Below are 12,672 nucleotides of genomic sequence, written 5' to 3'. Positions count from 1 at the left end.
GCCGCCATCCTGTGCGGTCTCCTGCTCAGTTGGCTGCACCCCGCCATCCTCCTTCTCGGAGTTCTCGTGGGAATCGGTGCTGTGGTGTACGACCCGAGAAACTCCGTTGAGTGACGGCGACCGGCGAATCCTGCCCGACCGTGCCGGATCGCGAGCAACCGCTGTCTCACGCTGCGGCGTGCCGCCAGTCGGCGTCCAGGTCCAGTACCTCGGCGTACTCCTGGTCGTAGGTGCGTGCGATCGAACCGCCTCCGTCACCTACTCCCGCGAAACATTTGGCACGGGTTACTCGGTGCAGCCGACTTTCCGATCGGCAATGTCGTTTCAACAGGTCCGGCGCCTGATCCGTATCTACCGGTGGACCCGTTCATGCATCCGCGACAGGAGAATCCGATGAAGCGCACCACCGCTGGCGCCCTTGCCGGCATCGCAAGCCTCGCCCTCGCCGCCACCCTCATGCCCGGTGCCGCGAGCGCCGGACCAGCTTCCGGCCGCTCGTTCGGCGGCTCGGGCAACCTCGCCATCGGCCTGACCGGCTCCGGCAAGCTCGTGGCCTTCCATCTGCGCCTGCCCGAGGTGCCCCGAACCATCGGCAAGATCAGCGGGCTCACCGGTGACACCGCCCTGGTGGGCGTCGACTACCGAGTGCAGGACCGCAAGCTGTACGGCGTTGGCAACGCCGGCGGCGTCTACACGATCTCGACGTGGTCGGCAAAGGCCACCAAGGTCAGCCAGCTCACGGTCCCGCTTCTTGGCGCGAAGTTCGGCGTGGACTTCAACCCAGCGGCGGACCGGCTCCGCGTCGTGAGCGACACCGGGCAGAACCTCCGCCATGACGTGAACCCCGGCGGCGCGACGGTGATCGATAGCCACCTGACCTACCCGCCCGCGATCACACCGGCAGCCGGCATCAGCGCCGCGGCGTACACCAACAACGACCTGGACCCGACCACGGCGACCACCCTGTTCGACCTGGACACCACCCTCGACCAAGTCGCGCTGCAGTCGCCGGCCAACTCCGGCCAGCTCGCCGCCACCGGCAAGCTCGGCGTCGACGCCGGCCCGGACGCGGGCTTCGACATCTTCAGCGACACCAGGCACGGCACCACACAGAGTGTCCGGGGATGGGCAACACTCGGCGTAAACGGGAAATATGCCCTCTACTCGGTCTCCTTGCTCACCGGCAAGGCCCACATCGAGGGCCGGTTCCCGCGGCACGCCCAGGTGACCGACCTGGCCGTGAAGCTCGATCACTGACCGACACGACGGGACTGGCGATGGCGCGACCGTGGGGAGGGGCCTCGCGCACCTCGCTCTTCTCACGGGAAGAGGGGGTGCGCGAGGCGTACGCCGCACACGGTGCGGAGATCTACCGCTTCGCGCTGCGCGGTCTCGGTGACCCGGGGTCCGCGCAGGACGCCGTACAAGAGACGTTCCTGCGAGCGTGGCGAGCTCGAGAGCGCTACGACCCGCAGATCGCCGGTATGCGGGTGTGGCTGTTCGGGATCGCCCGCAACGTCGTGATCGACCTCCATCGGGCGCGCGGCTCGCGTGCCTGGCTCAATGACCTCGCCGACCACGAGACTCTGGAACGGTCATCGCCCAGCAGTCCAGACGAGTGGGAGGCCCTCATGCAGCGCTGGTTGGTTGAGGAGGCGCTGCGCCGCCTCGGCGAGGACCATCGGCACGCGCTCACCGAGACCTACCTCAACGATCGGCCGTACGCCGAGGTCGCGGGTGAGCTCGGGATCCCAGAGAGCACCCTGCGAAGTCGGGTGTTCTACGGGTTGAAGGCGCTGCGCGTTGTCCTGGAGGAGATGGAGGTGTCGCTATGAACGACCACGACGACTCGGCGGAGCACCACCAGCTACGGACCAGCCTGGGCGCGTTCGTGCTGGGGCAGCTGTCCGATGAGGAGGCGCGTCGCGTCGAGGAGCATCTCGCCAGCTGTGCGGACTGTCGCGCCGAGCGCGACGAGCTCCTCCCGGTAGCCTCCGCGCTCGCCGATGTACGCCGTGCCGGAGGCGGCCTCGCTCCAGTCGATGCTGCCCCTACCGACCTCGGCGACCGGGTCGTGGAGTCGGTCGACGCGGCCCGCCGCCGTGACGCCCGCAACCGGTGGCTGCGGACGGCGTCGCTGGCCGGTGTCGCCGCTGCGGTGGCCGCCATCGTCCTGGTCGCGGGGCTCCGGCTGACCGAGCCCGACGAGGCGCCACCCGGCCCGCTGGAGGCGGTGCCGGTCACAGTGTTGGATCCGGCCGTCACCGCCTCCGCCAACGTAGTCCCGCACACCTGGGGCGTGGAGGTGAAGCTGCGTGCGCGTGGCTTCGAGCGGGGCGACCGCTACCGAGTCGTCGTACTCGGCCTTGACGGCCGTCGCTATCCCGCCGGCGAGTTCGTGGGAACCGGCACGAAGGAGATGCTGTGCAACCTGAACTCGTCCGTGGTCAGGGACCGCGCGGACGGGTTCGAGGTGCGTGACGCCGACGGCACGGTTGTCGTGAGGTCGGACTTCGCCTGACCAGCAGCTCAGCTCGTCAGACCAGGTCGAGTCCGCACCCTTGGCAGCACCTGGACCGGTCAGCCAAGCTCGAGTCCGGCGTACAGCGGGTGCTTGTCGAGCATCTCGGCCGAGGCGGCCTTGGTGCGGTCGGCGACGCCGTCGGCCAGCTTGTACGACGCCTTCGACGGGCCGCCCGCCTTGGTGGTGCCGGGCTCAGTGTTGGACAGCACGTCGACGACCAGCTCGGCGGTCCGGTCGAACTCGTCGTGACCGAAGCCGCGGGTGGTCAGGGCGGGCGTGCCGAACCGGATGCCGGAGGTGTACCAGGCGCCGTTGGGGTCGGCCGGGACCGAGTTGCGGTTGGTGACCACGCCGGCGTCGAGCAGCGCCGACTCCGCCTGCCGCCCGGTCAGCCCGAAGCTGGTGACATCGAGCAGCACGATGTGGTTGTCGGTGCCACCGGTGACCAGCTTCGCGTCGCGCTTGAGGAAGCCGTCGGCCAGCGACTTGGCGTTGTCGGCGACGTTCTGGGCGTAGGTCTGGAACTCCGGCCGCCGCGCCTCAGCGAGCGCGACCGCCTTGGCCGCCATGACGTGCGAGAGCGGGCCGCCCAGGACCATCGGGCAGCCGCGGTCGACGTCGGCGGCGTACTCCTGCTGAGCGAGCACCAGCCCGCCGCGCGGGCCGCGCAGCGACTTGTGGGTGGTCGTGGTGGTGATGTGGGCGTGCGGGACGGGGTTCTCGTCGCCGGTGAACACCTTGCCGGCCACCAGGCCCGCGAAGTGCGCCATGTCCACCATCAGCACCGCGCCGACCTCGTCGGCGATCTCGCGCATCTTGGCGAAGTTCACCCGGCGCGGGTACGCCGAGTAGCCGGCGACCAGCACCAGCGGCCGGAACTCCTTGGCCTTCGCGAGCACCGCGTCGTAGTCGAGCAGGCCGGTCTCCGGGTCGGTGCCGTACTGCTGCTGGTGGAACATCTTGCCGCTGATGTTCGGTCGGAAGCCGTGGGTCAGGTGGCCGCCGGCGTCCAGGCTCATGCCGAGCAGGCGCTGGTTGCCGAACTCGTGCCGCAGCGACTCCCAGTCCGCCTCGCTGAGCTCATTGACGTTCTTGGCGCCGAACTTCTCCAGCCACGGGGTCTCGACGTGGTGGGCCAGGATCGACCAGAACGCGACCAGGTTGGCGTCGATGCCGGAGTGCGGCTGGGCGTAGGCGTACGGCGCGCCGAACAGCTCGCGGGCGTGCTCGGCCGCGAGCGCCTCCACGGTGTCGACGTTCTGGCAGCCGGCGTAGAAGCGGTGCCCGACGGTGCCCTCGGCGTACTTGTCGCTGAACCAGGTGCCCATCGTCAGCAGCACCGCAGGCGAGGCGTAGTTCTCGCTCGCGATCAGCTTGAGCGAGGCCCGCTGATCGACCAGCTCCTGGCGCGTCGCCTCGGCGATCCGCGGCTCGACCGAGCCGATCACCTCGAGCGCCTGCTGGTAGGCACTGCTCACGAGAGCGCTGTCGACGGGGGCGGAGGCGGGGAGGCCGGCGGGAGCGTCAGTCATGGCGCACATGGTAGTAGCCGCGCGGTGTGATGCAGACCTCGCCATGGCGTTCGCTCAGGCGGGATTTGTGGGGGTAAAGCGCCGGACGATCTCATATTCTGGCGCACAATCTCACATCATGAGAACTCGGCTTGTGTGAGAGGCGTCCAACCGCTGAGACTCTTCGCATGATCAGCGCTGCAACGCACGCCTACCTCGTGGTTCGACGCCACGTGGACTACGGGCGTACGCGCAGCATGATGTGTTGGCCCCACTGACCCGCGCTCAGTTTTCCGCTGCGCGCGACGCCCGATCCCCCTACTTTCCGGGCGCAGGTCGCAGGGCTCAGCAGTAGCAGCCGACGACGGAGTCGGAACCCTCGCGAATCGTGCGTCTCCAGCACTCGTTAAGGAATCGCTCCGCTATGACTGATCAACGCAGCCCGGTCGAACCGCAGCCGCTGGAGATCCCGCGCCCCAAGCGCGGTGAAGGCCAGTGGGAGCTGGGTTACCGCGAGCCCCTGAACAAGAACGAGCAGTCCAAGAAGGACGACAACCCGCTCAACGTCCGCGACCGCATCCTCTACACGTACTCCAAGAGGGGCTTCGACTCCATCGACCCGGCCGACCTGCGCGGCCGCTTCCGGTGGATGGGCCTGTACACCCAGCGCGCGCCCGGCTTCGACGGCGGCAAGACCGCCACCCTCGAAGAGGAGGACCTGGACGACCGCTACTTCATGATGCGGGTGCGCACCGACGGCCAGATCCTCGGCGGACAAGCGCTGCGCGCGCTCGGCGAGGTCGCGCAGCAGTACGCCCGCAACACCGCCGACATCACCGACCGCAACAACATCCAGTACCACTGGATCGAGGTCGAGGACGTCCCGGCGATCTGGGAGCGGCTCGAGGGCGCCGGGCTGACCACGATCGAGGCCTGCGGCGACTCGCCGCGCCCGTTCCTGGGCTCGCCGGTCGCCGGCATCGCCAAGGACGAGATCATCGACGGCAGCTCGGCGCTGGAGGAGATCAAGCGCCGGGCGCTCAACAACCCGGAGTTCTCCAATCTGCCGCGCAAGTTCAAGACCGCGCTGACCGGCCACCCGAGCCACGACGTGGCGCCCGAGGTCAACGACATCTCGTTCGTCGGCACCGTGCACCCGGAGTTCGGGCCGGGCTTCGACCTGTGGGTCGGCGGCGGCCTGTCCACCAACCCGCACCTGGCCCAGAAGCTCGGCGTGTGGATCCCGCTGGAGGAGGTCGCGGACGCCTGGGAGGGCGTCGCGTCGATCTTCCGTGACTACGGCTACCGGCGGCTGCGCTCGCGCGCCCGGCTGAAGTTCCTGGTCGCCGACTGGGGCAAGGACAAGTTCCGCGAGGTCCTCGAGACCAAGTACCTCAAGCGCGACCTGGTCTCCAACCCCTCCCCCGAGGTGCCCGACAAGCAGGGCGACCACATGGGCGTGCACGAGCAGAAGGACGGCAAGTTCTTCCTCGGCGCCGCGCCGATCGTCGGGCGCGTCAACGGCGACATCCTGGTCGGCCTGGCCGACCTCGTCGACAAGTACGGCGCCAGCGGCGCCCGGCTGACGGCGTACCAGAAGCTGGTGGTGATCGGCGTCGCCGGCGCCGACACCGACGCCTTCGCGGCGGACCTCGAGAAGATCGGGCTGACCGCGACCCCCTCCAACTGGCGGCGCCGCACCATGGCCTGCACGGGCATCGAGTTCTGCAAGCTCGCGATCGTCGAGACCAAGGCCCGGGCCACTGACCTGATCGACGAGCTGGAGCGGCGGATCCCCGACCTCGACACCCCGATCTCGATCAACGTCAACGGCTGCCCCAACGCCTGCGCGCGCACCCAGGTCGCCGACATCGGGCTCAAGGGCCAGCTTGTCCTGGACTCCGACGGCAACCAGGTCGAGGGCTTCCAGGTGCACCTCGGCGGCGGGCTGGCGCTCGGCGCCAACTTCGGCCGCAAGCTGCGCGCCCACAAGGTCACCAGCAAGGGCCTCGGCGACTACGTGACCACCGTGGTGACCAACTACCTCGCCGACCGGCAGGACGGCGAGACCTTCGCTTCGTGGGTGCAGCGCGCCGACGACGAACTGCTGCGCGGCGACAAGAGCCTGGAGCGGGTGTAGCCGATGAGTGAGCGTGCGGTGGCCTTCCACTGCCCCTACTGCGGGGACGAGAACCTCCGGCCGCACACCGCGGACGCGGGGTCGTGGGAATGCCACTCCTGCCTGCGCGCGTTCTCGCTGAAGATGCTCGGCCTGATCCGACCGACCGGGCTTGGGCCCGTCGTTCCAGGATCGGAGACCAGGTCATGAGCGCAACCACCGCAGCCGCGCGCGCCAACCGCGGCATCCACACCGACGGCCGCAGCCCCGAGGAGCTGCGCGAACTGGTCTCGCACTGGGGCGCCGAGCTGGAGCTGGCACCCGCCGAGGACATCATCGAGTGGGCGGTCGCTACGTTCGGCGAGCGGTTCTGCGTCACGTCGTCGATGGGCGACGCCGTACTGGCGCACGTGGCCTCCAAGGTCGCGCCCGGCTTGGACGTGGTCTTCCTGGACACCGGCTACCACTTCGTGGAGACGATCGGCACCCGCGACGCCGTACAGGCCACGATGCCGGTCAACCTGCTGACGATCACGCCGGTCCAGTCGGTGGCCGAGCAGGACGCCGAGTACGGCAAGGACCTCTACAAGACCAACCCCGACCTGTGCTGCGCGCTGCGGAAGGTGGCGCCGCTCAAGGACTCGCTCGCCGAGTACGACGCCTGGGCGACCGGGCTGCGCCGCGCCGAGACCCACAACCGGGTGATCGCGCCGGTGATCGGCTGGGACGCCAAGAAGGGCAAGGTCAAGGTCTCGCCCCTGGCACGCTGGACCGACGAGCAGGTCGAGCGCTACATCGCCGAGAACGGCGTACTCGTCAATCCTCTGGTGTACGACGGGTACCCGTCGATCGGCTGCTGGCCGTGCACCCGCCGCGTCGCGCCGGGCGAGGACCCGCGCAGCGGCCGCTGGGCCGGCACCAACAAGACCGAATGCGGGATCCACTCATGAGCGCCCGCATTCATCTCGGGAAAGCCCCGCAGGCCGACAACGTGGTCGGTCACCCACGATTCCCCACCGAAGGGAGATCGCCACAATGGCCGCTCCTGCACTGGTAGCCCTGGCCCACGGAAGCCGCGACCCGCGGTCGGCCGCGACGATTGAGGCCCTCGTGGCCGAGGTCCGCACGATGCGTCCCGACCTCCGGATCGAGACGGCCTTCCTGGACCTGTCCAAGCCGACGTTCAACCAGGTCGTCGCCAAGCTCGCGAGGGCCGGGTTCGACGAGATCGTCGTGGTCCCGCTGCTGCTCAGCGAGGCGTTCCACGCGAAGGTCGACGTACCGTCCGCCATCGCCGCCGCCTCCGAGCGGCACGCCGGAGTGCAGATCCGGGCGACCGACATCCTCGGCCTGGAAACGGCGTTCCTAGAAGTGCTCGACCTGCGGCTGCGCGAGGCACTCAAGGCGGCGCGGGTCCGTGAGCTCGACGCGTTGGTACTCGCCGCTGCTGGGTCGAGCGACCCGCTCGCCAACCAGGCAGTCGCCCGGCTGGCGCGAGTCTGGGGCACGCACCACAAGCTCCCGGTGTCGGCGGCCTTCGCGTCGTCCGCTCCCCCGGCGACCGGCGAGGCCGTGCGCGCGTTCCGCGGCGAGGGCCGGCGGCACGTCGCCGTCGCCTCGCTGTTCCTCGCACCCGGCTTCCTGCCCGACCGGGCCGCCGAGCTGGCGGTCGAGGCCGGCGCGGTCGCGGTGTCCGAACCCCTCGGCGCCCACCCCGTCCTGGCCCGCACCATCCTCGCCAGGTACGCCGTAGGCGCCGTCGAGCTCGTCCCCGTCTAACCCGCCAGCGGAGCTCCGGGCCGGGTCGGCGGCATTTGGTGTGAAGACGGGCCGGGTCAACGCGCCTCGACCCGGAGCTCCGCTGGCGGCGTTAGGTGACGAGGGTGGTGAGCAGGTGCTGTAGCTCGGCGGCGGGGTCGCGGGCGAGGCCGCCGTGGACCGGGCCGGGCTGGATGACGGTGCTGCGCGGCGCCTTGAGGAAGCCGAACCGGGTGCTCTGGTCGTCCTTCCCGACGCGGACGCCGTACGACGTGGCGCGCTGGCCCAGCCCGAAGTCGACGTGTGCGTCGCCGCGACATACCTTGTCCACCGCCTCGAGCGCGGAGCGGACAGCGATCAGGTCCAGGTTCGCGTCGACAGCGTGGAGGCGGGCGTCGTCGATCAGCCACTGTGCGGCGAGGAAGTCCTGGGTCGGGCAGTACAGCACCACACCGACGTTGACGAACTCCTCGCGCTCGACGCGCGGGACGCAGCGGAGGACGACGTACTGGTAGGCGCTCACTCGGCCACCTCGACCTGCGGCAGCCAGCCGCGCTCACCCTGCACCCGCGCCGCGAGGAACTCGATGTAGCGGGCCCGGACCGCTCCCGCGGACTCGGCGCCGGGCACCGGCTCAAGCCATTCGTCGGGGACCAGCGCCAACACCTCGTGGAGCAGGTCCGGCCCGACCGCACCGGCCAGGACCGCATCCTGCGCAGCCGCCTCCGCCGCGTAGTGGCGCAGGATGTGCTCGGACGCCTCGTACGGCTGCGTGGCAAATCGCCCGGGACTGCCACCGCCGTTCGGCCACAGATGGTGGAAGTAGAGCGCCGCGCCGTGGTCGATCGCGTAGAGCTGGTGCCGCCACAGCAGCAGGTTCGGGTTGCGCCAGCTGCGGTCGACGTTCGCCGTACATGCGTCCAGCCAGAGGATCCGGCCCGCCAGCTCGCGGTCCGGCTCGGCGGAGGCGTCGTAGCCGAATGAGCCGGGCAGGAAGTCGACCCCGAGGTTGAGGCCGACGCTGGCCTTGAGCAGGTCCTGCACCTCCTCGTCGGCCTCGAACCGGGCGATCTCCGGGTCGAGCTGCAGAGCCACCAGCTCGGGAGTCGGGATGTCGAGGCGCCGGGCCAGCTCGCCGACGACGACCTCCGCGACCAGCACCCGAAGCCCCTGGCCGGCGCCGCGGAACTTGCAGACATAGGTGCCGAGGTCGTCGGCCTCGACGATCCCGGGCAGGCTGCCGCCCTCGCGAAGCGGGGTGACGTAGCGGGTGACGGCGACCTCGGGGATCACGTGGCCGGCGCTCCGGGGTCGCTGGTGGCGAGCCGCTTCTTCTCCGCCTCGACGTCGAAGTCGGCCTTCGGCCACTCCAGGCCGAGACCCTGCAGCGCATCGAACAGCAACCGGCCGATGGCCAGGTTGCGGAACCACTTCTTGTCCGCCGGGACGACGTGCCAGGGCGCGATGTCGGTGTTGGTGCGCTCCAGCGCGATCTCGTAGGCCTCCTGGTACGCCGGCCACAGCGCGCGCTCGTCGAGGTCGCCCGGGTTGTACTTCCAGTGCTTGGTCGGGTCCTCCAGTCGAGCCAGCAGCCGCTCCTTCTGCTCCGCGGCCGAGATGTGCAGCATGCACTTGATGACGACCGTGCCCTGGTCGGCGAGCTCGGCCTCGAAGTCGTTGATCGCGTCGTACCGGCGCTCGATCTCGTCGGCATCGGCGAGCTCGCGTACCCGGGCGATCAGCACGTCCTCGTAGTGAGAGCGGTCGAAGACGCCGATGTAGCCGGGACCTGGCACGGCATTGCGAATCCGCCAGAGGAAGTCGTGCTTGCGCTCCTCCTCGGTCGGCGCCTTGAAGGAGGTGATCCGGATTCCCTGCGGGTCGACCAGGCCGACCGTGTGCCGGAGTACGCCGCCTTTGCCGGAGGTGTCCATGCCCTGCAGCACCAGCAGGATCCGCTGCGCCGAGTCGGTCACGCGCTGGGCGAACAACCGCTCCTGAAGCTCGGACAGCTCGGGACCGAGCTCCGCCAGCGCCGCCTCGCCGTCGGCCTTCTTGCCGTCGAAGCCGGACGCCGCGTCGGTCGCGATCGACGCCAGGTCGACGGGGCCCGGCGGCAGGCGGAGGGTCGGGGCAGTCATGGAAGAACTATCGCGCATGCCGCTGGGCGCTCAGCCGAGCACGCGCCGCACGTCGAAGGTGCAGCCCACCACTGTGGTGCTGCTGCCGTCGGCGTTCCGCTCGTCGAACCACACGCCGCGGGTGAAGCCGAGCTTGTCGAGGAGCCGGAGCGAGGGCTCGTTGCGGTGGTCGGGCGCCGCGAAGTAGGTGGTGGCCTCCGGGAACCGGTGCCGGCTCTTCAGCAGCCAGGCCCACATCACCCGGGTACCGATGCCCCGGCCGCACCACTTCTCCTCACCGATCGCGTAGTCGGCGCCGATCGCGTCAGGGTCGGGACCGTGTACGGCGTACTCGGGGTAGTCGCCGATCCGGTAGTCCTGCACGAACCCCACCGAGCGGCCGTTCACCTCCGACACCCAGATCCGGGTCGGGGTCAGGCCGTCGATATCGGGAACGTACTGCGCGGCGACGTTGTCGGCGGTCGGGTGGCCGTCGGCGACCCACCAGCGATGAACGTGCTCGGCCTGCCGCCACCGGGTCACGTCGGGCAGGTCGCCCCGGGTCATCGGGCGGATGGTGACCTTGAGGTCGTGGTCAATCGCGAACCGCTTGTCCTCGCCGGACAGATCGACGGCCACCGGGTCGCCGTGGACCGTCATCGCGATCCGGCACGCCGCCGCCCACCAGGACTCGTCCGCGCGCGCAACCCCGGCCAGCTCCCGGTCACCGTGTGCTACCAGTACCCGGACGCTCATGCTTCGAGGGTAGACGGAGAGTGCGCGTCAGATGTCGAACTCAGGATTCGTCGGCTCGGCGGCTTCGAGGCCCGCGGCTGCCAACTCCTCGCGGACGACCGCGAACGCCACGCCGGACGAGTAGCCCTTGCGGGCGAGCATCCCGGCCAGCCGCCGGGTCGCGGTCGTCTGGTCGACGCCGCGCAACGAGCGGAGCTTCTTGCGGACCAGTAGCCGGGCCGACTCCTCCTCGTCGTCGGGCTCGAGCTCGTCGAGCGCCTCGCGCGCGATCTCGTCGTCGATGCCCTTGCGACGCAGCTCCTGGGCGAGCGCCCGCCTGGCCAGGCCCTTGCCCGCCTGGCGCGACTCCACCCAGGACCGGGCGAAGGCCCGGTCGTCGATCAGGCTAACCTCCTCGAACCGGTCGAGGACCCGCGTGGCCACATCCTCCGGCACGTTGCGAGAGGCCAGCTTGTCGGCGAGCTCCTTGCGGCTGCGGGCCTTGGTGGCGAGCAGGTCGAGCAGGATCGTGCGCGCCACCGATTCCGGGTCGGCGTCAGGGCCCTGCGCCTTCGAGTCCGGCGGAGCGGTCTCCTCCGGCTGGGCCGGGACGGCCGCGCGTGTCCACGCGGCCACCCCGTGCGCTACGTCGCCCTGCCACGGGTCAACGGCCCCCGTCTTGGACGGCATCGTCAGAAGTCGATGCCGGTGGGCTCGGCCGGAGCGTCGGCCTCACCGTCGACCTGCGGGCCGACGCCGAGCTTCTCCAGGATCCGCTTCTCCAGCTCGTTGGCGAGGTCGGGGTTGTCGCGGAGGAAGGAGCGCGCGTTCTCCTTGCCCTGGCCGAGCTGGTCGCCCTCGTAGGTGTACCAAGCGCCGGACTTGCGGACCAGCCCGGTCTCGACACCAACGTCGACCAGACCGCCCTCGCGGCTGATGCCCTTGCCGTACATGATGTCGAACTCGGCCTGCTTGAACGGCGGGGCCACCTTGTTCTTGACGACCTTGACCCGGGTCCGGTTGCCGACCATGTCCTGGCCGTCCTTGAGGGTCTCGATCCGGCGCACGTCGAGCCGCACCGACGAGTAGAACTTCAGCGCCCGGCCACCGGAGGTGGTCTCCGGGGAACCGAACATCACACCGATCTTCTCGCGGAGCTGGTTGATGAAGATCGCGGTGGTCTTGGAGTTGTTGAGCGCACCGGTCATCTTCCGCAGCGCCTGGCTCATCAGCCGGGCCTGGAGGCCGACGTGGGAGTCGCCCATCTCGCCCTCGATCTCGGCGCGCGGCACCAGCGCGGCGACCGAGTCGATGACGATCAGATCGAGGGCACCGGAGCGGATCAGCATGTCGGCGATCTCCAGCGCCTGCTCACCTGAGTCCGGCTGGGAGACCAGCAGCGCGTCGGTGTCGCAGCCGAGCGCCTTGGCGTAGTCAGGGTCGAGCGCGTGCTCCGCGTCGATGAACGCCACGATGCCGCCGGCTTTCTGCGCGTTGGCCACCGCATGCAGCGCGACCGTGGTCTTACCGCTGGACTCAGGTCCGTAGATCTCGACCACGCGGCCGCGCGGCAGACCACCCAGGCCGAGCGCGACGTCTAGGGCGATCGACCCGGTCGGGATCACTTCGAGCGGGGCGCGCGTCTCGTCGCCGAGGCGCATCACCGAGCCCTTGCCGAACTGTCGCTCGATGTTGGCGAGTGCGGCGTCGAGGGCCTGCTCGCGGTCTCCACCAGCCATGTTGTTGTCCGTCCGTTCCGTGGGTTTCTTGCGCGTCTTCTTCATTGCCGCCGAACTTAGACGAGGCCGCCGACAGTCGCTCATCGGACTGTGCTGCCTGTGGAGAAACGACCCCTACGTCAATCTGTGGAAAACACTAGCCCGAACAGGTGTTCGACCGTGTGCG

13 protein-coding genes are annotated in these 12,672 nt (G+C 69.6%); 6 read left to right on the top strand and 7 right to left on the bottom strand.

Annotated features, from left to right (window positions below; genetic code table 11):
• Nucleotides 1–393 precede the first annotated feature (393 nt).
• From DDV73_RS18805 to DDV73_RS18795, 3 genes are read left to right on the top strand one after another with little or no spacing between them, the layout of a single operon-like run.
• Nucleotides 394–1,257, top strand: coding sequence for a DUF4394 domain-containing protein (locus DDV73_RS18805; RefSeq protein ID WP_109508791.1), 864 nt, complete (start codon nt 394–396; stop codon nt 1,255–1,257).
• A 20-nt stretch (nt 1,258–1,277) separates the two neighbouring features.
• Nucleotides 1,278–1,835 carry a sigma-70 family RNA polymerase sigma factor gene (locus tag DDV73_RS18800; protein WP_109508790.1) on the top strand — a complete coding sequence of 186 codons (558 nt, stop codon included), beginning with the start codon at nt 1,278–1,280 and terminating at the stop codon, nt 1,833–1,835.
• On the top strand, nt 1,832–2,521 hold the full coding sequence (locus DDV73_RS18795; protein ID WP_109508789.1) for an anti-sigma factor family protein: 690 nt from the start codon (nt 1,832–1,834) through the stop codon (nt 2,519–2,521). The genes DDV73_RS18800 and DDV73_RS18795 overlap by 4 nt, the downstream gene beginning before the upstream one ends.
• Before the next feature lie 59 nt (nt 2,522–2,580).
• On the opposite strand, the gene DDV73_RS18790 is transcribed toward DDV73_RS18795, so the two are convergent.
• Nucleotides 2,581–4,056 carry a glycine hydroxymethyltransferase gene (locus tag DDV73_RS18790; RefSeq protein WP_109508788.1) on the bottom strand — a complete coding sequence of 492 codons (1,476 nt, stop codon included), beginning with the start codon at nt 4,054–4,056 and terminating at the stop codon, nt 2,581–2,583.
• A 403-nt stretch (nt 4,057–4,459) separates the two neighbouring features.
• Here DDV73_RS18790 and DDV73_RS18785 point away from each other — a divergent pair, with 403 nt between their 5' ends.
• The 3 genes from DDV73_RS18785 to DDV73_RS18770 all read left to right on the top strand — a co-directional run bounded on the left by DDV73_RS18785 (nt 4,460) and on the right by DDV73_RS18770 (nt 7,933).
• Nucleotides 4,460–6,175: a nitrite/sulfite reductase gene (locus DDV73_RS18785; RefSeq protein ID WP_109508787.1), complete on the top strand. Its 1,716-nt coding sequence runs from the start codon at nt 4,460–4,462 to the stop codon at nt 6,173–6,175.
• Between the two features lie 185 nt (nt 6,176–6,360).
• Complete coding sequence (locus DDV73_RS18775) at nt 6,361–7,104, top strand: phosphoadenylyl-sulfate reductase (protein ID WP_109508785.1); 744 nt, start codon at nt 6,361–6,363, stop codon at nt 7,102–7,104.
• A gap of 85 nt (nt 7,105–7,189) precedes the next feature.
• Nucleotides 7,190–7,933 carry a sirohydrochlorin chelatase gene (locus DDV73_RS18770; RefSeq protein WP_109508784.1) on the top strand — a complete coding sequence of 248 codons (744 nt, stop codon included), beginning with the start codon at nt 7,190–7,192 and terminating at the stop codon, nt 7,931–7,933.
• 91 nt (nt 7,934–8,024) lie between these two features.
• Here DDV73_RS18770 and DDV73_RS18765 read toward each other — a convergent pair whose 3' ends face one another.
• From DDV73_RS18765 to recA, 6 genes are read right to left on the bottom strand one after another with little or no spacing between them, the layout of a single operon-like run.
• Entirely contained in the window at nt 8,025–8,435 is a 411-nt protein-coding gene (locus tag DDV73_RS18765) for a DUF3037 domain-containing protein (RefSeq protein ID WP_109508783.1), read from the bottom strand.
• A complete protein-coding gene (locus DDV73_RS18760; protein ID WP_109508782.1) occupies nt 8,432–9,205 on the bottom strand; it encodes a HipA family kinase in 774 nt (257 codons plus the stop codon). The genes DDV73_RS18765 and DDV73_RS18760 overlap by 4 nt, the downstream gene beginning before the upstream one ends.
• Entirely contained in the window at nt 9,202–10,071 is an 870-nt protein-coding gene (locus tag DDV73_RS18755; RefSeq protein ID WP_420818483.1) for a polyphosphate kinase 2 family protein, read from the bottom strand. Before DDV73_RS18755 ends, DDV73_RS18760 begins: the two co-directional genes overlap by 4 nt.
• Nucleotides 10,072–10,083: 12 nt before the next feature.
• Nucleotides 10,084–10,788: a GNAT family N-acetyltransferase gene (locus DDV73_RS18750; RefSeq protein WP_109508780.1), complete on the bottom strand. Its 705-nt coding sequence runs from the start codon at nt 10,786–10,788 to the stop codon at nt 10,084–10,086.
• 27 nt (nt 10,789–10,815) lie between these two features.
• Nucleotides 10,816–11,457, bottom strand: coding sequence for a regulatory protein RecX (locus DDV73_RS18745; protein ID WP_109508779.1), 642 nt, complete (start codon nt 11,455–11,457; stop codon nt 10,816–10,818).
• A 2-nt stretch (nt 11,458–11,459) separates the two neighbouring features.
• Nucleotides 11,460–12,506: a recombinase RecA gene (gene recA, locus DDV73_RS18740; protein ID WP_109508971.1), complete on the bottom strand. Its 1,047-nt coding sequence runs from the start codon at nt 12,504–12,506 to the stop codon at nt 11,460–11,462.
• Between the last annotated feature and the right edge of the window lie 166 nt (nt 12,507–12,672).

The sequence above is a fragment of the Nocardioides speluncae genome, from assembly GCF_003121585.1.
GTDB classification, from domain to species: Bacteria; Actinomycetota; Actinomycetes; order Propionibacteriales; family Nocardioidaceae; genus Nocardioides; species Nocardioides speluncae.
This window is presented reverse-complemented; position numbering and strand designations above follow the sequence as displayed.